General features: G+C 36.0%; 18 protein-coding genes and 2 pseudogenes. 1 reads left to right on the top strand and 19 read right to left on the bottom strand.

Going from position 1 to position 19,766, the window contains the following annotated elements; all coding sequences use genetic code 11:
• Positions 1-90: 90 nt before the first annotated feature.
• The 13 genes and pseudogenes from cydC to Q9317_RS00710 form a co-directional block, all read right to left on the bottom strand.
• Positions 91-1,836 (bottom strand): thiol reductant ABC exporter subunit CydC, encoded by a 1,746-nt coding sequence (gene cydC, locus Q9317_RS00770; RefSeq protein ID WP_003098779.1) that lies wholly within the window; start codon positions 1,834-1,836, stop codon positions 91-93.
• Entirely contained in the window at positions 1,829-3,547 is a 1,719-nt protein-coding gene (cydD, locus tag Q9317_RS00765; protein ID WP_003098777.1) for a thiol reductant ABC exporter subunit CydD, read from the bottom strand. Before cydD ends, cydC begins: the two co-directional genes overlap by 8 nt.
• Complete coding sequence (cydB, locus tag Q9317_RS00760) at positions 3,547-4,566, bottom strand: cytochrome d ubiquinol oxidase subunit II (protein WP_003098776.1); 1,020 nt, start codon at positions 4,564-4,566, stop codon at positions 3,547-3,549. Before cydB ends, cydD begins: the two co-directional genes overlap by 1 nt.
• Before the next feature lies 1 nt (position 4,567).
• Positions 4,568-5,995 carry a cytochrome ubiquinol oxidase subunit I gene (locus Q9317_RS00755; RefSeq protein ID WP_003098773.1) on the bottom strand — a complete coding sequence of 476 codons (1,428 nt, stop codon included), beginning with the start codon at positions 5,993-5,995 and terminating at the stop codon, positions 4,568-4,570.
• 86 nt (positions 5,996-6,081) lie between these two features.
• The gene (locus Q9317_RS00750; protein WP_003098771.1) at positions 6,082-7,293 is read right to left on the bottom strand and encodes an NAD(P)/FAD-dependent oxidoreductase; all 1,212 of its coding nucleotides are present in this window, start codon (positions 7,291-7,293) and stop codon (positions 6,082-6,084) included.
• A gap of 12 nt (positions 7,294-7,305) precedes the next feature.
• Complete coding sequence (locus Q9317_RS00745; protein ID WP_016355761.1) at positions 7,306-8,205, bottom strand: prenyltransferase; 900 nt, start codon at positions 8,203-8,205, stop codon at positions 7,306-7,308.
• Positions 8,206-8,614: 409 nt separating this feature from the next.
• Positions 8,615-9,238 carry a tetratricopeptide repeat protein gene (locus tag Q9317_RS00740; protein ID WP_003098766.1) on the bottom strand — a complete coding sequence of 208 codons (624 nt, stop codon included), beginning with the start codon at positions 9,236-9,238 and terminating at the stop codon, positions 8,615-8,617.
• 10 nt (positions 9,239-9,248) lie between these two features.
• On the bottom strand, positions 9,249-9,779 hold the full coding sequence (locus Q9317_RS00735) for an NUDIX hydrolase (RefSeq protein WP_003098764.1): 531 nt from the start codon (positions 9,777-9,779) through the stop codon (positions 9,249-9,251).
• Between the two features lie 80 nt (positions 9,780-9,859).
• Positions 9,860-11,083: a peptidoglycan bridge formation glycyltransferase FemA/FemB family protein gene (locus tag Q9317_RS00730; RefSeq protein WP_003098762.1), complete on the bottom strand. Its 1,224-nt coding sequence runs from the start codon at positions 11,081-11,083 to the stop codon at positions 9,860-9,862.
• 271 nt (positions 11,084-11,354) lie between these two features.
• Positions 11,355-11,977 (bottom strand): annotated as a pseudogene (locus Q9317_RS00725) (MFS transporter).
• A 219-nt stretch (positions 11,978-12,196) separates the two neighbouring features.
• Positions 12,197-12,727, bottom strand: a complete 531-nt coding sequence (locus tag Q9317_RS00720; RefSeq protein WP_003098733.1) for a GNAT family N-acetyltransferase — start codon at positions 12,725-12,727, stop codon at positions 12,197-12,199.
• A 112-nt stretch (positions 12,728-12,839) separates the two neighbouring features.
• A complete protein-coding gene (locus Q9317_RS00715) occupies positions 12,840-13,238 on the bottom strand; it encodes a hypothetical protein (protein ID WP_016355758.1) in 399 nt (132 codons plus the stop codon).
• 36 nt (positions 13,239-13,274) lie between these two features.
• Positions 13,275-13,628 (bottom strand): alpha/beta fold hydrolase, encoded by a 354-nt coding sequence (locus Q9317_RS00710; RefSeq protein WP_003098729.1) that lies wholly within the window; start codon positions 13,626-13,628, stop codon positions 13,275-13,277.
• Positions 13,629-14,427: 799 nt separating this feature from the next.
• Between Q9317_RS00710 and adhP the strand changes: the two genes are divergently transcribed.
• Positions 14,428-15,447, top strand: coding sequence for an alcohol dehydrogenase AdhP (gene adhP, locus Q9317_RS00705; RefSeq protein WP_003098727.1), 1,020 nt, complete (start codon positions 14,428-14,430; stop codon positions 15,445-15,447).
• Between the two features lie 59 nt (positions 15,448-15,506).
• On the opposite strand, the gene Q9317_RS00700 is transcribed toward adhP, so the two are convergent.
• From Q9317_RS00700 to Q9317_RS00675, 6 genes and pseudogenes are all read right to left on the bottom strand, one after another.
• A complete protein-coding gene (locus Q9317_RS00700; RefSeq protein WP_003098726.1) occupies positions 15,507-15,920 on the bottom strand; it encodes a DUF1722 domain-containing protein in 414 nt (137 codons plus the stop codon).
• 101 nt (positions 15,921-16,021) lie between these two features.
• A complete protein-coding gene (locus tag Q9317_RS00695; RefSeq protein WP_016355755.1) occupies positions 16,022-16,471 on the bottom strand; it encodes a pyridoxamine 5'-phosphate oxidase family protein in 450 nt (149 codons plus the stop codon).
• A 233-nt stretch (positions 16,472-16,704) separates the two neighbouring features.
• A protein-coding gene (locus tag Q9317_RS00690; protein WP_305981561.1) for an IS3-like element IS981 family transposase occupies positions 16,705-17,816 on the bottom strand; the annotation gives its coding sequence in 2 pieces (ribosomal slippage) (positions 16,705-17,600 and positions 17,600-17,816; 1,113 coding nt in all).
• A 96-nt stretch (positions 17,817-17,912) separates the two neighbouring features.
• Entirely contained in the window at positions 17,913-18,404 is a 492-nt protein-coding gene (locus tag Q9317_RS00685; protein WP_003098723.1) for a hypothetical protein, read from the bottom strand.
• Positions 18,401-18,487, bottom strand: a pseudogene (locus Q9317_RS00680) (ABC transporter ATP-binding protein); the annotation flags it as partial. The gene Q9317_RS00685 and the pseudogene Q9317_RS00680, both read right to left, overlap by 4 nt.
• A gap of 255 nt (positions 18,488-18,742) precedes the next feature.
• Positions 18,743-19,765, bottom strand: a complete 1,023-nt coding sequence (locus Q9317_RS00675) for an IS30 family transposase (protein ID WP_003098721.1) — start codon at positions 19,763-19,765, stop codon at positions 18,743-18,745.
• Position 19,766: the final 1 nt, after the last annotated feature.

The raw sequence follows: 19,766 nt of genomic DNA, 5'->3' as shown, positions 1-19,766 counted from the left end.
AACGTTTTTAATAACGTTATTCTATGCCTTTTTAGAGGACTCATTTCTCAAAAGAAGAAATGAGCATAGAAATTTTAGCCAAAGGTATTGTCATTGACCATCATCAATAGCTTTTAACTGACGGTAACGTGAACTGTTTTGGGCAAGCTCTTCTGGAGAACCTTGCATTTCCAAATGACCGTCTTCAATAAAGATAACACGGTCACAAGCCTCAATCCCTTTTAAATGGTGGGTGATCCAAATCAACGTTTTACCCTCTAAAGCTTGCATAAAGGTTTTTAGCAGTTTCATTTCTGTAATAGGATCCAAACCAACTGTCGGCTCATCTAGTAAAACTATCGGTGTGTCTTGTAATAAAATCCTTGCCAAGGCCAAGCGGTGACGCTCACCTCCAGAAAAACGTAGCCCTGCTTCATCAACCATTGTTTCAAGCCCTTCAGGCAATCTTTCAACCATTTCTTTAAGACCAACTTTATCCAGAATCTTCCAAACCTCTGAAACACTAGCTTCTTGATTAGCTAAGCGTAGGTTATTTAAAATGCTAGTGTTAAAAAGATAAGGCGCTTGTTGAATCACTGAAATGTAATCTGAAATGTGTTCTTTTAATTCAGAAACTGGGTATCCACCTAGTAAAATATGCCCTTGACTGGGTGTCAAATCACCTCGTAAAAGACTAGCAAAAGTAGACTTTCCAGAACCACTACGACCTAGAATCGCCAGTTTTTGCCCCTGCTTAATCTCCAAATCAAGACCTTCCAAAACATTTCCTTGCCCATTTCCATAACTAAAAGAGAGGTTTTGAATCTGCAAATCAAAGCATTCTTGAGGCAATAAACCTTCTTCAATTTCTTTTTTGATTATAGGCAAAGCCTTAAAACGTTGAAGTGAGTCCGCATAAGAATTGCTTTCTTGACCAGCAGCCGACAAGCCCGCAAAAGCCTCTACTAAAGGAAAGAGGCAAAGGACAAAGGCTGCGACCCAATTGGCTGCACCGCCATTTTGTCCCACAAAAGTCTGACTTGCCCAAATAAGCACCAAAACAGATAGTAAACCAAAAGCAATCTCAAAAAGAAAGGTCCGTTTATGGTTGAACTCTTTCATCCTTTTTTGGATAGTAGCCAATTTGTCCTCAGAAGCCTCATGCAACTGAACGTAGTCTTGCCCGCGTTGGCTAAAAATCCAGTCAGAAACTCCCAATACATTATCAGTTAATTCCGTGTAGAGGTCATTTTTTAGAGCCTTTTCTTGTTGCTGGCGGGCTCCATTAATAATGACAGACCACATCGGGAATAGAAAAACAAGAACCCCCAAATAAATAGCCATCACCAAAGCAAACCAAATAGAGAAAAAGCCTAAAGCAATAACAACAAAACTATAGAGTAGCCAGGCAATAACTGTTGGAAAAATCGTTCTCAAATAAAGATTTTGCACATGATTAATGTCTTCAGCCAACAAGCCCATAATGTCACCTAATCGGTAATTCCTCTTCAGAAAAATAGCGTCTTGTTCTAAAGTTTGATAGAGTTTTAAGCGAAGTTTAGAGGTCATCTTCAAAACCCAATTGTGGCTGGTTAGACGCTCCAAGTACCTAAAAATCGGACGGCCAATACCAAAAGCTCTAGTCAAAACAATTGGAATATAAACCAGAAGAATATTTGTCGGTAAAGATGCTGATTTACTGATTAAAAAACCTGAGTTAAACATCAAAGCACTAGCAGCAAAAAAGGTTAGAAAACCAAGTGTCAGGGCTAAAACAAGATTAACTTTGTACTTTTTAAAAAAAGGTTTAACCCATTGATCATTTTTAAAGGCTTCAAATAAAGGAATTTTAGTCATTTAAACCTCCCATAGCGTGCTTAAGATGGAATAACGCAGCTTTTTTAGCCATCAACTCATCATAAGAGCCTACTTCTACCAAGCGACCATTTTCAAGAACCAAAATAGTATCCATTTCCTTCAACCAATGTAAACGGTGTGTGGCAAAAAAGACCAAGCGATTTGCCATTAAAGGCAACATTCTTTCTTTCAACTCAACTTCTGTCTCAATATCTAGATGAGCCGTTGGTTCATCCAGCAAGAGAATTTTACGATTTTGGTCCAAGAAAGCACGGGCTAGAGCAATACGTTGCGCCTGACCACCACTAAGTGGGCGAGCTCCGTTTCCAACAAGGGTCTCTAACCCTTGAGGCAATTCCGCTAAAAGACCGTCAAGTCCTACTACCTTAACAGCTTCCAAAATCTCTTGGTCACTAGCATCCGGTGTATAAAAAGCAATATTATCTCTTAAAGTCATCTCAAAAACGTAAGGTGATTGTGGTATGTAAAGCAGTTGCTTGCGCCAATCCATTTGGTTCATATTAGAAGTCTTTTGACCATCAATAGTGAAACTTCCTCTAGAGGGCTCTAAAAAGCCACTTAAAAGATTGACCAAGGTTGATTTACCAGAACCACTCATTCCAACAATTCCAATTTTTTGATAACCCGAAAAATGCAGCTGAGGAATCTCCAAAAATGGTGTCTTTTCATAATCTAAAGCAATGTCATCTAAGGTAATTCGTGATTGTTCTGACCAAGCAGCAAGCTTCATTTCCGTAACAGCCGATTCTTCTTTAGCAAGAATTTTTTGAATTGCCTGAAAAGCATTCTTTCCGTCCAAGGTCGCATGATAGTCACTAGAAAAATCACGAACTGGGATAAAATATTCCGGCGCTAAAATCAAAACCGTCAAAGCTGGAAAAAGAAAAATTTCTTCATTAATGAGCCGTAAACCCAAGAGAACTGCAACAATAGCAATCGATAGCGTTGTGAAAAAGTCTAAAGCAAAGGTTGATAAAATCCCAACTTTCAAAGCACTCATCGTCGCTTTTCGAAAGGACTCACTGCTATTATAAATACTCTTAGCGTAAGCTTTACTAATTCCAAAAAAACGAAGCGTGTCAATCCCACGTAAGGAATCCAAAAAATGATTGGATAAGAGTTGATAGGACGCATATTGACGGTCTGCCTTAGCCTTTGCTGCCAAACCTAAAATCACCATAAAAATGATAATCAAAGGAAATACAAGCAACAAAATGAGGCCCGACTCCCAATCCAAATAAAAAATAAAGGCCAAAATTAAAAATGGAATCACTGACATATTCATCATCTTATTTAAAACAAGATGCAAATAATTTTCAATCAAACTAATCCCATCAAGGGCCATAGTAATAACATTCCCAGATCCCTCTTCTTGCACAACTGTAGGACCAAGCCTAAATATTTTACTCAAGAGTTGACTGCGTATGGCCTTGGAGTGTTTGGCTGCAAAAGCATCCAATTGCTTGTCTTTAATGTAATTAATGGCATGTCTACCCAAATAGGCTAGCATATAGAGTATTAGAACATTTGATTGTGCCTTAAGACCCTGCCCATGCCAAAGACCTGTAATAGTACTACTTAAAAAATAAGCCTGTCCGATAATAAAGATTGCCTGAAGGAAATCTAATCCTGCAAGCAATCCTAATACTTTATGAATACCAGACAGACGCATAACCGCCTTATCAAGCATTATTTTTCCCCCGTTACAATAACTGGTAATGTAATACGTTTTCTAAAAATGTAATAAGCCCAAGCTGTGTATGCCAAAACAAATGGAACCAAGCTAATAGCTACTATTGACATAATCTTCAAGGTATATGGTGTTGATGATGCATTAGCAATTAACAAATCATATTTTGAACTGATTGAACTAATCATCACACGCGGGAATAAGCCCTGGAATAAGAGAACAACCACTGTTACCAAGCTAAGACCACTTGCCAAGAAAGCAGCCATTTCAGCACCTTTAAAGACTGACACATGAGCAAAGACTGATAAAGCAACCAAGACTACAACAAGAAGAGATGTCACGACCGGATGAAGACTAAAGAAATCTGTTTTCAAAAGCAATAATAAGGCAAAAACAGCTAAGCCAAGGTAAAGAACCCAGTAAAGCAATTGCGCATAGTTGTTTGCACGTTGTCTAACAGGTCCATCCGTTTTCAAAGCAATATAGTTCAAGCCGTGCAAATAGGCAAGAAGTAGCATAGCTACGCCACCAACGATTGAGAAAATATTGAAATAATCACTGAAACTTGCTGTCATATTAGCTGACGCATCTAAAGGCATTCCTTGAACAAGACTAACAAACATCACCCCAAAGAAGAATGGCACGATAGCTGAACCAATGGTTAAAGCCCAATTCCAAATGTTCTTTTGTTCTTTTGGCACATTGTGTCTGAATTCAAAAGAAACGCCACGAATAATTAAACCAAACAAAATGGTTAATAAAATCAAGTAGTAACCACTAAAAAGAGAAGCATACCAATACGGAAACGATGCAAACATTGCACCACCAGCCGTTAGCAACCAAACTTCATTGCCATCCCAAACTGGGCCAATAGTTGATACGATTTGATCTTTTTCTTCTTCACTGTGAGCAAGCGTTTGAACTGCCATACCAACACCAAAGTCGAATCCTTCAAGGAAGAAAAACCCTGAGAAAAGGAGACCAATTAGAAAGAACCAAAAAAATTGTAAACCACTCATTTTAATAAGCCCCCTTTTCAAATGGATCTAATGACGACGTTTTTAACAAACCCAGTTGCTCTTCTTCATGTTCTGGACCCTTTTTCAATTCACGAATAACTAGGACCACCATCATTGCCCCTAAACCACTAAAGAGAAGGAAGTAAACGATGTTTGAAACAAGAAGTGATGCTACTGAAACATTTGGTGACACACTGTCTGAAATTGTGAAGAGTCCATAAACTGTCCAAGGGTAACGCCCTTGCTCAGTAATAACCCAACCAAATGTGTTAGCAAAGAATGGTGCAAAAGTTGTCAAAGCAACAATCCAAAGCATCCACTTGTGCTTATAAAGAAGTGGATTTTTCTGACGTGTTAAGAATAATCCTAAGACAGAAACACCAAACATCAATGTCCCAAAGGCCGCCATCGTTCTAAAGCCGTAGAACAAAAGGTTTACCATTGGATAATAATTACGGTTACCGTATTTTTCAATTAACTCTTTGTTAACAGTATTCATCCCTTTAACAGAACCAGATGGTTTGCCATAAGAAAGGATACTTAACATGTAAGGAATCTTAATCCCAAAGACTTGTTTTTTGTCAGCTTCATTTGCCCAAGCCACAACTGTCCAAGCAGCGGGATCACCAGAATCTTCATAGTCACCTTCCATGGCTGCAAATTTCATTGGTTGGTCATGAAGAAGTGATTTCATCTGTAAATCACCAACTCCCATAACTGAAATAGAACCAATCAATGACACAAGCAAACCAAGACGCAGTGATTTTTTATAAATACGTTGTGTTGATTCTGTTAAAGACTCTTTTTTCAAGAGCATGAAGGCTGCCATACCTGCAATAACAATACCGCCCATGGTAATTGCACCCGTAATAACATGCGCAAATTCATAATGGAATTGGAAATTCTTAACAAGTGCAAAGAAATCCGTCATTTGAGCTCGGCCATTTTTAATTTCATAACCTACTGGATTTTGCATAAAACTATTAGCAATCAAAATCCACATAGCTGACATCATTGAGCCAAAAACAACCAACCAAATGAAAGCAGCATGCATTTTTTTGCTGATTTTTTTATTATCCCAGGTGAACATCCACAATCCTAAGAAAGTAGATTCCATAAAGAAGGCAAGCAAAGCTTCAATAGCCAAGGGTGCGCCAAAAATATCCCCAACAAAACGAGAATAATCAGACCAGTTCATTCCAAATTGAAATTCTTGGATAATTCCTGTAACAACACCAACTGCAAAACTAAGGAGCATGATGTTACCCCAAAATTTTGTCATTTTTTTATAGTCTTCATTTCCAGTAACAACATAACATGTTTCCATGATTGCAACCACTAAACATGTTCCAATTGTAAATGGAACGAAGAAAAAGTGGAAGATTGTTGTCATTGCAAATTGAAAGCGCGCTAACGTTTCAATAGTCATAAAATCCCCTCCGATTTGTAATAATAATAGCAGATAAATAAGTGACCCCTACGAAATCACTCGTAATGTTTTGACTCTTCCTTATCTTAATGATACAAATCGAAGCGTCCTTTAGCTAAAAGCTCTTTTAAACCACCCATATCAACCAGTGATTTATTCATAATGCTCTTTTTAACCACTGATGCTGGATAACCCTTAACTTTTGCTTTTCCAACTAAGCCAAAAGCATGTGTATTCCCAACTGATGCCACTGTTCCTAATGACGTGTAGTTGAAATCAACAGTTGCTTCACCTTTTAATTGATGGGCCAAATTGACTGCCGTATGTGCTCCCATACGCGTTGCAATTTGAGCAGTCGTTGCATAAGGACGGTCTGTTGATGGATCCATCAAAGCAGAAACATCTCCAATGATGTAAACATTATCATACTTAGGATCACGTAAGTCTTTATTGATGATAACACGTCCACGACGCTCAGCAAATCCAGATTCCCCCATAACAGGGCTTCCGCTAACACCTGTTGTCCAAATGATTGTTTCAGCAGCAATGGATTGACGTTCTGCATCTTCTTCTGGACTTGTTACATAAATCACTTCACCTGGTTTGATTTCTTTAATCATTGAACCAAGCATCATTTTAACACCAAGTTTTTGGATTAAATCAAGGCCGTGTTGTGCCAGTTTATCGTCAAACATTGGTAAGATACGTGTTGCTGCTTCCACACAAACAATCTCGATGTCATCAGGACTAACACCAGCAACTTTAGCATAGCGTTTACGTTCATCAACCAAAGCTCCCGCAAGTTCAATTCCAGTGAAACCTGCACCACAAACGAGCAAACGAAGGTAATTTTTATCTTTCGTTTCACGGTATTTTTCCATCATTTGTAAAATGTGATTATGGATATTTACCGCTGTATCAATGTTTACCATTTCAAGGGCATTTTCTTTAGCACCTTTAATGCCAAAGGTTTCTGAACAAAAACCTAGAGCAACAACGACATAATCATAAGATACGCTTCCAGCTGTTTTAAGTTCAACTGTATTTTCTTCAGGGTTAACTTTAACAACCTCGTCTTGTAAGAAAGTTACCTTTTTAGGGTTAATCACTTCTTTAACCGAAAAAGTAATTTTTTCTTTTGGTTGTGAACCAGCAGCAACCTCGTGTAATTCTGTTGCTTCATAATGGTATTCATTACGGTCCACCAAGGTAATATGAAAATCCCCAGCTTGCTTTTGAAGATTACGAACAGCCTTCAAACCAGCATAACCAGCTCCTAAAACTAAAACTTCTTGCATAAAATTTCTCCTCTAAAGTAGCAATCCAATAGCATATGTAAACACCAAGGTAAATGACCCCAATGCCAAAATGCGGACTGCACAGATAAATGTTTCTTTTTTTACTTGTTTTTCCCATAACATCCGCGTTTGCTTATAAATAAATGGTATTAAAAGCAATGTGAATATTACTGTTGCTGGTGCTAAATCTAGTGAAACGCCTAAGACAATGGCAAACATTGCTAATAGATTAGTCAGTGAAAACAACCATAGAGCACCCTTGACACCAATATAGTGTACGATGGTGTAACGATGATTACTTTCATCTTCTTCTTTATCACAAAGATTATTGGTCAGCATAAGATTTGCAATCCACAAGGTATTGGGCAGTGATATTAAGAAAATAGCACCAATTGATTTAAAATCCCAAGCGAACACCTGATAAGCATTCAGAAAGACGCAAATCAAGGTAATCACAAATCCCATAGTAAATCCGGAAAAGAATTCACCTAAAGGTAAACTAGATAAGGGTTTTGGCCCATAAGAATACAGAATTCCAACTGCAAAACAAAAGAGTCCCATAACCAAAAGTTGCCAACCTACCAAATAAGTTAACACCAAGCCTAAAAATGTTGCTAGGGCAAAAAAAGCACCCATTAACACTTTAAGCAAATTTAAATCTAGATTTTCCCTCCCTATAATGTTAGTCTCTTTTTGATAAGCACTATTTTTGGCATTGAGATAATCATTGTAGTTATCCCACATATCAACAAACATGTTAAATAAAAACATGGCTATAAAAAAAAGAAGAACCAGTATAGGGTGTACCGACTTATAATGATAGTAACTAAAGCAAAGACCAATCAAAAAGGGTAAAACACTTGCTGTTTTTGCCTTCATTTCAACTAGTTCCAAAAAAACTGGAATAGTCATAATAAACCTTCTCTCTAAATGTACATTAACATTACTATTATAGAGGAAATTTCTGGTTTTGAATACTAATTGAACCGGAAATTTTTGCAAATCCTCATTTATTTTCAATTTTTTTCCTTTTCTTAAGCAAATCCCTCAAAACAAACAGTGCTTCTGCTCAAAATTGCAAACAAATGCAGTTCTTAATCTTATTGTTTTTTGATAGCATTTCCAATACATTTAGACTTACAGGGAAAAGCTCCTCTAAAACCATAAAAACGAACAAGACGTCTCTGCCATTCAGAAATATCATCTTGTTCGTTTTATACTGTCTATTTAATTGATAGTAGCGAATTCCCAAACTAGAAATCTTCATTTGTTGGATACTAAAGCAATTCATTTGCAAAGCTAGGTAAAACGCTTTCTTTGATTAACATTGCTTCAAAAAGCCGTGAATGTCATTTTCACCCAGGCTATCGCCTGACGCTTCAAATAAGCTTAAGGCTTTTAAAAAATGATTTTTTGCTTGGCCCTTGTTTTTTTGTGCTAAGTAAAGTTCACCTAACCCTCTATAAGAGCATGCTTGAGCAATAAGATCCTCGGTCTTTAAAGCCTGCTCTAAAGATTGAACCATAAAAGGAAATGCCGACTCACTATCCCCTAGTTTCAAGCGCAAATACCCTTGCTCATAATTGTTAACCGACTTTTTCAAGGCATCATCAGAAAAATAACTCTCAATAATTTCCTTTTCCTTTTGAATAAAACCCAAAGCTTTGGCAAACTCCCCCATGTCTCGATAAACCATTGCTGTTTGATGAAGACCTATATGTTGTTGCTCAAGATCTGACTGCTGAGCTGCCAATTCAAGATATCTTTTCATGACTTGTAAGGCACTGTCAAAATCCTCACGACCTAAGTAAAGATAGGTCATCAGATTCAGGAAACTAAAATCCTGACATTTTTCGAATTGAAAACTATCTGCAATTAATGCCTCAGCCTCGTCGTTTTTTCCTTGGAAAAATAAGTTCCAAGCAGCATCAATCTTATCAGTCATATGAACTCCTCTAACAGTTAAACTGCTTTATCGCACCCAGTTGTTGACGCATATCAAAACACATATCAATTTTACTGTGGTGATAAGGTATAAAATGCCCATCGTTAATCATTTGTTTGATATCATCTTGCCAAGCCCAAGCTACTGCTTGAACCTCTTCTTCTTGTAAAACCAGGCTCTCCAAATCAAGATCCATTTGAACTAAAAACGTATCGTCAAACCCTTGGTTAAAGTTTATCGTGAAGGCAGGTCTGACCCCTTTTAAATCAATGTTTAAACCAATTTCTTCAGCAACTTCTCTCATAGCAGCCTCTTGCGAACTCTCTCCATATAAAGCACTGCCACCAATAGTCACATCCCAATAATTGGGCCAACCCTCTTTATCTTTTTGACGTTGTTGAATAAGCATTTGGCCTTTCTTATTAAAAATACAGACATGAACAACCAAATGGTAAGCCCCTTCTGGGAAAACTGAACCACGTTTCATTTTTTCACCTGTTTTACATCGGTCAGATGTATAAATATCCCAATATTCTGCCATATTGCCTCCTAGAAAACCCTTTTTCCTTATTTTACCAATTTATCAAAATTTAGGCATTGAAAAATAGTATTTTAAAGCCATTAATGTCTATTGCGCAATCGTTTACGAAGCTTATACAGGCCATTAGCAAGTTTGTAAAATGGACTAACTGGAATGTTAAATTCTCCAATAAATTCCTCTATAGTTGGATTAAAGTTGGATTTGAATCGTGTCAATCCATCATCTAAACTTCCTTCTACACCACCCATATTGGACCAAATAATACCATTATCATAGGCATCTGAGAATACTTTAGGATAGAGTAAGTATTGAGGATAGAATTTTTTAAAATCATCATTCATCCCAGCATACAACATCTCCATAACATTACCATAAGAAATTGAAATTATTCCAGCGATAGCTACTTCTTCTGGATATTTTACAGCAAATTGTTCAAATTCACTAATATATTTTTGTAAAGACTTTTGTTGGTCTGATAATCTGCAAAGGCGTTTTTTTTGATGGTCTTGAGTCTTTTCCAATTCCTCTTCGACCACTTTTAATTGATTCTGATACTGCTCCAACTTTTTAGGGATATTAACTTTAGCTAAATGGAGATAGGCATCATCTCCGTAGGTTTCCATAATTTTTCTAAAGTAGGCTTGATTTCGGAGTGAAATTTGTTTACGTTGCTCTGTTAATGAAACCAAATCAGCAAATGATTGTAAATCAGTTATATTTGCACGCCCAACCTCAACACCTCTTGAACTTGCATCAGCCATCAATCTTCTGGTGTGCTTTGGAAATGTTTGTTCAATAGATGCTTTAGTGTAACAATTTGCTTGGTAACGTGGTTGAATACTATCAGCGATATCAACGGTCAATCCTGTCCAAACAGCACCTGCTTTAAGAAGATTTGAAATCGCAAGTCTTGCTTCAGGTATTTCATCGACCTCTTGACCAATTGCATATTGTTTTAACACAATTGCTGGATCACATTTGATAAAAAGACTTTTTTGTTTTTTACCATAATCCTTCAATACCCCAACTACATAGTTCACCAAAGCGGTATTGTGATAATCCATGACAGGACCTCTTGGAATATAAATCATCGAAAATCCTAAAGGTAAGGGTTTTAACAATAAAGAAAGCGAAGCCACTTGCAGGCCATCTTGAAAAATTCCAATCCGTTCGTTGTGCCATTCGGACTTAATTTTAGCCCAAGAACTGCTTTGCAAAAGATTTACCTGTTCATGACCTTTGACAAAACTATCATGTTCTTGTTTTGAAATGCCAATTTTATAATCAAACCCCTTTGTAATCATATTTCCTCCCAAAACTAACTGCTTAACGCCTTCACTTTAACATTCGAAAAATCTTTGGCTTTTTCCAAAAAAATATCACTTTTTTCTCTTATAACTTTAATATTTTTTACAAGACTAATTATAAATAAGTTATATTACAAAGTCAATAGTTTTCAGTAATATTTGTAATGTTTTTGAAACATTGTAACAAAAATGAATTCTCTCAGTCGCTTCAAACCAATTAAAAAAAGACAAAGTGCTTAGACTTTGTCCTGTAACATCTCTATTAGCTTTAAGTAATGAGTTTTGGAAGGGCCATACTGCTAAGAAGCAGAGCTATTCCTAAAGCAAAAAAAGTTGTGGAAAACCCGAAATGATCAATCAAGAAGCCCGTTAGTGGAAAAATAACAATCATAGCAAAGCTTCCTATCATAGCACTGACACTCAACATGGTTGCACGTACACTGGTTTCAATTTCTTCTTGCAAATTATTGTTAAAAATTGGGAAAAAGAAAGCCACTAAACCATCGCTTAGAATGAAAATAAGGATATAAATAGAAGGGTTTGCTGTCCATGCTAAAAGCAAGAATAGGGCACATCCAAGAAACCATGAATGAGAAAGCCTGCCAAAACCATTCCAAGAGTTCGGGTAGCCTCTTCGATAGCTGACAAAATAGCTGTTAAGCGACTTAAATACAGATTGCTTTTGTAAGAAAAGCGGTCTGCTAAAATACCAGAGGGCACTTCAGAAAGCAAACTGGTCGCATGAAAAAGACTTTCTAGAAGACCAATCTCTAGCAGGCTCATACCATTTTGACTTAAAAAGAGAAGCCAAAAAGACGTTATCCCAAAGAAAGCAAAAAATTCAGAGGCCCCTAAAAGACCTATATTTTTTTTATAAGATTGTTTAAACATAAATACACATTCCTTTTAGTATTAAATAATAGTTACTGACAATATGTTAAACAATCTTAAATGCTACATAACTCCACCAATTGAAAGAGAATGCCTTCCAAAACTCCTTCTAGTCTTATTAAGTGTGTGTATTTATTAATCTTATATTTACTTACAATTATTATAGCAGAAATTGGGCTATTTAAAAGAACAAGTCACCTTGCCATCAGACCAATAAGTTTAACTTAAATCTAGCTCATATAATAACTCTGAAGTTTCGATCTGTGACGATTTATTAAAGCGTCCAGTCTTTTTTGATTTGCGTTTCATTCCTAATCTTTCCATCAAGCCAAAAGATGCTTTATTGTCAGCATCACAATGTGCAATAAAGCTTGTTACCTGAAACTGTTTTGCAAAATACGCAATTGCCGCCTGAGCTGCTTCATAAGCAATCCCTTTATGCCAATAATCTTTGGCTAAAATCCAGCCTAATTCCACACATGGATTTCCACGATCCTTAGACAAGCCTAAACCACCAACATGTTTGCCTTCATAAAGAATAGCGAACTCTAGTTGAAATTCATCTGCTTGATAGTTCTTCCAATTCTCCTCACATACTCGAAGAAATTCTTCTGTTTCTTCGAGGCTATTATTTGGCAAATGTAACATAAACTGAGTAACTTCAAAATCACTAGCATAAGCATGTGTCGAGTGGAGAAATTTTCTATTATTAGGAATTAGGTGTAGCCTATCTGTTTTAATGTCAAACATAAAAACTCCTTAAATATTTTGTTTATTTGAATAATAATAACAGACAAAAACTTTAGCATTAATAAGAGTGACTCATATTATAGAGTTAATCTCTTTTTGTTATTCCTATCTTCTACTCTAGAAGTAATTTTAGAAGATTAGAAATCTCTTCTGCTTCTGTCCAATGCAAATAATGATTCGTTCCTATACTAATTATCTCAGTTTTATCATTGAAATACTCAGAGTAGCGATATTCATTAAGTCTAAAAGACTGGGTCACAATATAAATCGGAAGTTCATTTGGAAGGGAAATCTTAGAGATATCTTCTGCTTCAATACAACAGTTTTTGTGAAAATTAATATCCTCTTTAACCAAACGATTTGCTGATTGGTATTGTTTTTCTAAAAGTATCTGCGACTCTTCTGTAGTCATTGATTTGCTACTAAGTTCTCGGAAATAATCCATCGAATCTGCATAGCTTTGTATGTGTTCTTGCAAGGCCAAGAATTCAGGATAAGGATTTTTAGTCAAATCACCAAATAATACTGAAAAAGTCGTTGGTTCAATTTAAAGGAGTCCCTTACGATTTTTTCCGCTAAGATGATTCACTAACCTTGATGCTATTACCCCACCCATACTATGAGCACAAATAATATAGTCCTTAACGTTATAGAAGTTTACTATTGTCATAAAAGACTCTACTAAGTCAGACAGACCTAACCCAACTTGATTTCTTGTAGAACTTTCCCCTGAATTAGGGTAGTCAATGGTTAGATAACCAAAATTACTATCTAATCGACTGATTAAAGGTAAAAAATTTTCATAAGATGGGAAATCACCATAACCACTTAAAAATATAACAATGCTATCTCCTGATTTGTAACGACTATAGAGATGACCAACTTTTGAATTTATTAGCATAGTACCCTTTCTTTTTTACAAACGCTTCAAATAACACACTTGTTATTGTTAAAATTATCCTATTGCTGCCAATCCGTGAGAATGGTTGTTCAACCAAGGCTTCTTATAAAATCAGTAGAAAAACGGTTACTTAACAGATTTATTATTGAATGAAAGACTGAGCTAACATCTGTAATATCTTGTTCCTTAAGATGTGCTAACTACGCAAACGTAATCTCATATTGAATCTTGCCCCAAGGTTGTTCTAAATTTTCACGATAACGTTTCAAATCAACAGTCATAATGATTTCCTTTCGTTTGAAGATAATCACTCAAATTATACTCTCTCTTGCATTTTCGCCCTTGTTATCTTCTAAGGTAGAAGAATCCTCTGTCATTACTTTGACAATTTGTTTAACGATTTCAAGTTTATTCATAGAAGCTCCGATATTATTGTATATTAGCTCTGTTATAGCACTATTTACGGGCACCCTTTGTCTTTTATAAAATTTTATAGACAAACTATGGTATAATGAACCATCACAAAGGAGACATTATGACTATTATTGCCTATAGGGTCTATTTTTGAAAGTGCATAAGTATTCTACAAAAATCAGGACTTCCAAACCATTGCAAAGGATCAGCTCCCAAAGGACTTCTCTCTTATGACAATTGACGATACCTTTTTTAACTATGAATTAATATAAAAAATTCATGGAAAATTATCCCGCAGAATATTGACAAAATAGTTTATAAATTATAAAATACTCTCAAAAGGAAGCGTTTTCAAAAAAATATAGGCTTCCTGGAGGGATAATATATGAAAGCAGTTGTTGTAAATGACACTTGTACAGGTGTTGAAGTTGTCGATCACGATATTCCAAAACCTGGATATGGCGAAGCACTTGTCAAGGTTGAATATTGTGGTGTCTGTCACACTGACTTGCACGTTGCTCACGGGGACTTTGGTGAAGTCCCAGGTACAATCCTTGGTCATGAAGGCATCGGAGTTGTTGTCGAAGTTGGCGAAGGTGTTACTACCTTATCTATCGGCGATCGTGCATCTATCGCATGGTTCTTTGAAGGATGTGGCCATTGTGAATATTGTACAACTGGACGTGAAACTCTATGTCGCTCTGTTAAAAATGCCGGCTATAGTGTCGATGGTGGAATGAGTGAATATGCTCTCGTAACAGCTGATTACGCTGTTAAAGTACCTGAAAACCTCGACCCTGCACAAGCTTCTTCAATTACTTGCGCCGGCGTTACAACTTATAAAGCTATTAAAGAATCTGAAGTAAGACCTGGCAACTGGATTGTTATTTATGGTGCAGGTGGACTTGGAAACCTTGCTATTCAATATGCTAAAAAAGTATTCAATGCCCATGTTGTAGCAGTTGATATAAATAACGATAAACTTAATTTAGCCAAAGAATCTGGTGCAGATATTATTATCAATGGTAAGGAAGTTGAAGATGTTCCTGGAAAAATTCAAGAATTAACTGGTGGCTGTCATGGCGCTGTTGTTACTGCTGTTTCTAAGGTAGCATTCAACCAAGCTGTTGACAGCGTACGTGCAGCAGGTACAGTTGTTGCTGTAGGTCTTCCATCTGAATTTATGGAACTCAGCATTGTTAAAACAGTTCTTGACGGCATCCGAATCAAAGGTTCACTTGTTGGAACCCGTAAAGATCTTGAAGAAGCATTCTCTTTTGGAGCTGAAGGACTTGTTGTTCCAATTGTTGAAACTGTTCCAGTTGATACCGCTCCACAAGTATTTGATGAAATGGAAAAAGGCTTAATTCAAGGAAGAAAAGTCCTTGATTTCACCCTCCTATAAAACGGATAAGAAACGATAAAGACAAGGCAATTATTAGCCTTGTCTTTTGTTGTCTATTATTAGTTTAAATTCTGATAAAGTGAATCATTACTTATCTTAAGTAGTGATGAGTTTTGAAGATAAGCATTAGGGTATTTCCCTAAAAGTTTCTGAAAGGCCTGAATAATATGCTGCTTATTCACTTCTTTCTTCTTATAGGCCTCAAGTAAAGCAAAAAACGCTTCCTTCTCATCATTTGTAGCAACTTTTTTGAAATAGCCCCACATATGCTCTGATGCATTGATAACATAAAAAGGATTTTCTTCAAGCTCCTGAGCTTTTGAAATCAAGAATTGCACTTGAGCCACTTCAACAAAATCATTTTTTAAATACTCACGAATTTGCAAATAAGTTCTAGGGCATTTACTCAATACTTCATATTTATATTCTGCCCATAGTTTCTCAGACAGCAATTTCTCACGTTTTTCAATCATACTATTATCCTTGTCATTATTTACCATTCATAATAGCAATTTTTCTAGCTTGCCGTCAATCAATGACCCTTTTAAAATCTCAAGAAAATAGTAGTTTCCGTTTATACTACTTTTACAAACGGGGTTTTACACTTACCCACTGAGAAAACATACTTATGACCTTGCGTTAAACTGTGATAAAATCCTTCACCATCATATATTTGAAAAATTTGCATATGGTCCCCTTCCAAATCCTTGTAAATAAAATCATAATAAGAATTATTAACAAAAACTTCTTTCAAATAATCATTTTCCACAGGCCTCGCAAGCCCTTCTATACGCATCACCTGAATTAAATAACCATCTTCCATCATAGTCGTCAAAGCTATTCGCTCATCAGACATCAATTGTTTGTAAAAATGGGTCTCTTTACTAGTCATAAAGAAAATTCCCTCTTCATTAGCAGCTGTAATATGAGCATGTCTAGCATGAGGATTCCCATCGCTATCAATAGTTGCAAATACGCCCACTTTCATATCCTCTAACAAGGTCATCATATCATTTAATTTCATAGCAATCTCCTGTAAACGTTTTCTTATAGTATAACAAAAAATACAAAAACGTGTTTAAAAGAAAAGGATATTAATTTAACAGTCAAAAAACCACAAAAGATAGATTTTTTGTGGTTTTTAAAGTTACAAGAAAAAAGTGTTTAACTTCATAAATTTTAGTACCAAGAAGGATACCTTATTGAGGTTAAGTCAAGTTTTTAGAGTAACAAACGTAGAATTTTAATCTATTTATTTTAAGCACTTACCTTTTCAAATTGATTAGGTGTAAGATACCCTAAACTTTGATGGATTCGTTTTGAATTATAAAAGGCTTCGATGTACCAGAAAATACTCTGATAGGCTTCTTCAAAGTTCTTATATTTAAATTGATACACCCACTCTCTTTTTAAATGTCCATGCCAAGATTCAAGACTGGCATTATGATAAGGGTATCCCCTTCGACTGAAAGAGTGAGTCATCCCATAATACTTAAGCAACTCTTCATACTCTAGACTCGTATACTGGCTTCCTTGGTCAGAATGAAGAATAACAGCTTCTGGATAGTCTTGTGATTTAATGGCCTTATTTAAAGTTCTTTGCACTAATTCTACAGTCATTCGCTTGCCCAAATCCCAAGCAATGACTTTTTTAGTATAACGATCCATAATGGTTGAGAGATAAGCCCATCCTTGTTGAGTAGGAATATAAGTAATGTCGGTTGACCAAACCTTATTTTTCTTTGTAGGTTCAGTCTGTATGAGATTTTTTCGATTGATGTGATCACTTAGTGAGTATCCAGGCTTAAATTTCTTAATGACTACAGACTTGAGTTGAAGTTGCTTCATTAGCTTCTGTACCAGTTTTAACCCGACTTTTTCCCATTGTTTAAATAGAAGATGATGAATTTTAGGAGCACCATAGATTCCTCGGTTAGCATTGAAGAGTTGAGAAATTTTGAGTGACAGGTATTGTCTCCTTAATTGAGTTTTAGATGGATGTCGGTTAATCCGTTCATAATAACTTGATTCAGGAACATCAAGGAGTTGACAGCTTAGTCTGACATTGAGTGCTAAAGTTTGTATGGTTTGAGCCATATCCGCAGCACTCACTTCTTTTTCTCGGCGAATATGGTCAATACTTTTTTTAAGATGTCTCGTTCTTCCTTAACTTTAGCCAGTTGTCTTTTTAATTCTAGAAAATCAGCTTTAGAGACGGAGCTTTCATTAGATTTAGAGTAGAGGTCTATCCATTTATAAATTGTTGCAGGGGCCACGTCGTATTCTTTAGACAGCTGGGTGACGGATTGACCAGAATGATAGAAGGCGATAAGGGTTTCTTTAAATTCTTTTGAGTAGCGTTTTTTCATGTTTTTGTCCTTTGTCTAAATTATACAATAGTGACTCTAAGATTTAAGGATAACATCATATGAATGAGATAAAACAATTAAAGACGATATCATCATTTACTTTTTAAAAGCTTCATATAGTTTTTTATACAACTCTTTCTTTTCCTTTTTTTGAGAATTAAACTCTTTTTTACCATAGTCAAAATTTGCTACAATAAATCCCTCATTAGCATTCGAAAAAGTAAAATATTCTATTTCAATTAATTTATTATTCTTAGAATCTTCAATAGTATTCCCAAAATTATGATTAAATTGTTTAACTTCTTCTTCACTAACTCCAAAACCCATAGCTGCTCCATCTGCAACTATGTTTGAAAATATCTCTTCTGAAGATGCTGCTTCTTTTACCGTGATTGGGTATATAGCTTCTTTTGTTTCCAATTCTTTTACTGCATTCCATTTTTGGGTATCACTAGAAGAGATTGTATAGACTGTTAAATCTACTTTAGGTTTATTAGGATTTTCTTTTTTTATGACTTGTTTTCCCAATAAGAAAAATGCAAGAAACCCAGTTATTAGTATTAAAGTAATACACATTTTCTTTTTCATATCTTATTCCCTATATCTTTCATATCAATTATAACATCAACTTTATTATAAACAGCTGGATCATGTGTTGCTATAATAACATGAAATTTTAAATAACTTTTTGCAATAAATATTTTTTAAAAAAAAGACAAGGTCTGAAAACCTTGTCTTTATAAGTATACCGGCGGCCGGGGTCGAACCGGCACGTCCGTGAGGACACTGGATTTTGAGTGCGACATTTTTATTTTTTAATTTCAAAATTACTGATTTAATAAGCTTTTCAAAATTTATATTTTTTCAAAACTCGCATGTTGTCAAGTCAAGTGCAACAAGTTGATTGATAACTAGAAATCCAGAGGTTAAGCTATTTGGGCTATCCCAAATAGGAATTTTGAAGATTGGTATTGAAGAAGTCGTCTCGGGCGCTCATTGATGGCTGTGATATAGTTGTCAAGTTCTTCAGAGGTTAGTGAATTAAAAGAGTTTCCTTTAGGGATATATTCTCTGAGGAGACCATTGAAGTTCTCATTTGTACCTCTCTCATGTGAAGAATATGGATGGGCAAAGTAAACATCAACAGCTTCCAAGTCTGAGAGTAAACTAAATTCAGAACCATTATCAGCTGTAATGGATGCAATAGGATACTGACTTGTAAGTTGTTTGACAGCACTATTAATGGTATGGGACTGTTTATCTTCTAGCTTAACTCCTAGTGCATAGCGTGTCTGGCGCTCTACCAAAGTCAAAACAACAGCTTCACCTTTGGTTTTCTTTCCAAGAACCAAGTCAATCTCCCAATGACCAAATTCAGAACGGTCATTGATACACTCAGGACGTTCTTCGATAGACTGACCTAAAGTTTTCTTATTCGTCTTAATGACTGGCTTAGAACGTTTCCTGATACTGACCATCTTAGGTAAATCGATTGGTTTTATAACTAACAGCCCCTCTTTGATATAGCGATAAATGGTTTTGGTAGAGGGAAAAACCTCCTCAGGATGATTTGCTTTATAAGTCTGAACGAAACTATCTACGCTATGGAGACGAATTTTAGCTTTCAAGGCATATTCTAATTGCTCAATGAATTTAGCGGAGCAGTCATTCAACTTGAGATAAGAGCACTTTTGACGATTGGATTCATAGACACGCTGTCCGCTATCAGCGAAATAGGCACTGAAATAGGTACGTTTCCCATTCTTATCCTGTACCTGATCCACCGAACCACGTTTGATTTCTCGACTGATTGTCGACCGGTGACGACCTAGAAGACGAGCGATTTCAGCCGGTTTCTTTCCCATTTTAAGATAAGCAGCCATTTCGCCACGTTCCGAGGCTGAGAGATGAGAATAGGTTGATTTTTTGGTAGAATGAGTGTTGGACATG

This window comes from Streptococcus iniae (assembly GCF_030732225.1).
Lineage (GTDB): Bacteria > Bacillota > Bacilli > Lactobacillales > Streptococcaceae > Streptococcus > Streptococcus iniae.
Note: the sequence above shows the minus strand (reverse complement) of the source record. Positions and strands in the feature narration are given on the sequence as shown.

Bases quoted from the DNA above. Each gene is read 5' to 3' on its own strand.
- Q9317_RS00755 (WP_003098773.1), bottom strand. From the start codon at position 5,995: ATGACTATTGAAACGTTAGCGCGCTTTCAATTTGCAATGACAACAATC.
- Q9317_RS00685 (WP_003098723.1), bottom strand. From the start codon at position 18,404: ATGAAAAAGAAAATGTGTATTACTTTAATACTAATAACTGGGTTTCTT.
- Q9317_RS00675 (WP_003098721.1), bottom strand. From the start codon at position 19,765: ATGTCCAACACTCATTCTACCAAAAAATCAACCTATTCTCATCTCTCA.
- Q9317_RS00735 (WP_003098764.1), bottom strand. From the start codon at position 9,779: ATGGCAGAATATTGGGATATTTATACATCTGACCGATGTAAAACAGGT.
- cydC (WP_003098779.1), bottom strand. From the start codon at position 1,836: ATGACTAAAATTCCTTTATTTGAAGCCTTTAAAAATGATCAATGGGTT.
- Q9317_RS00710 (WP_003098729.1), bottom strand. From the start codon at position 13,628: ATGCTAATAAATTCAAAAGTTGGTCATCTCTATAGTCGTTACAAATCA.
- Q9317_RS00740 (WP_003098766.1), bottom strand. From the start codon at position 9,238: ATGACTGATAAGATTGATGCTGCTTGGAACTTATTTTTCCAAGGAAAA.
- adhP (WP_003098727.1), top strand. From the start codon at position 14,428: ATGAAAGCAGTTGTTGTAAATGACACTTGTACAGGTGTTGAAGTTGTC.
- cydD (WP_003098777.1), bottom strand. From the start codon at position 3,547: ATGCTTGATAAGGCGGTTATGCGTCTGTCTGGTATTCATAAAGTATTA.
- Q9317_RS00700 (WP_003098726.1), bottom strand. From the start codon at position 15,920: ATGATTGAAAAACGTGAGAAATTGCTGTCTGAGAAACTATGGGCAGAA.
- Q9317_RS00730 (WP_003098762.1), bottom strand. From the start codon at position 11,083: ATGATTACAAAGGGGTTTGATTATAAAATTGGCATTTCAAAACAAGAA.
- Q9317_RS00750 (WP_003098771.1), bottom strand. From the start codon at position 7,293: ATGCAAGAAGTTTTAGTTTTAGGAGCTGGTTATGCTGGTTTGAAGGCT.
- Q9317_RS00720 (WP_003098733.1), bottom strand. From the start codon at position 12,727: ATGTTTGACATTAAAACAGATAGGCTACACCTAATTCCTAATAATAGA.
- Q9317_RS00695 (WP_016355755.1), bottom strand. From the start codon at position 16,471: ATGAAATTAAATGATATGATGACCTTGTTAGAGGATATGAAAGTGGGC.
- Q9317_RS00745 (WP_016355761.1), bottom strand. From the start codon at position 8,205: ATGACTATTCCAGTTTTTTTGGAACTAGTTGAAATGAAGGCAAAAACA.
- cydB (WP_003098776.1), bottom strand. From the start codon at position 4,566: ATGAGTGGTTTACAATTTTTTTGGTTCTTTCTAATTGGTCTCCTTTTC.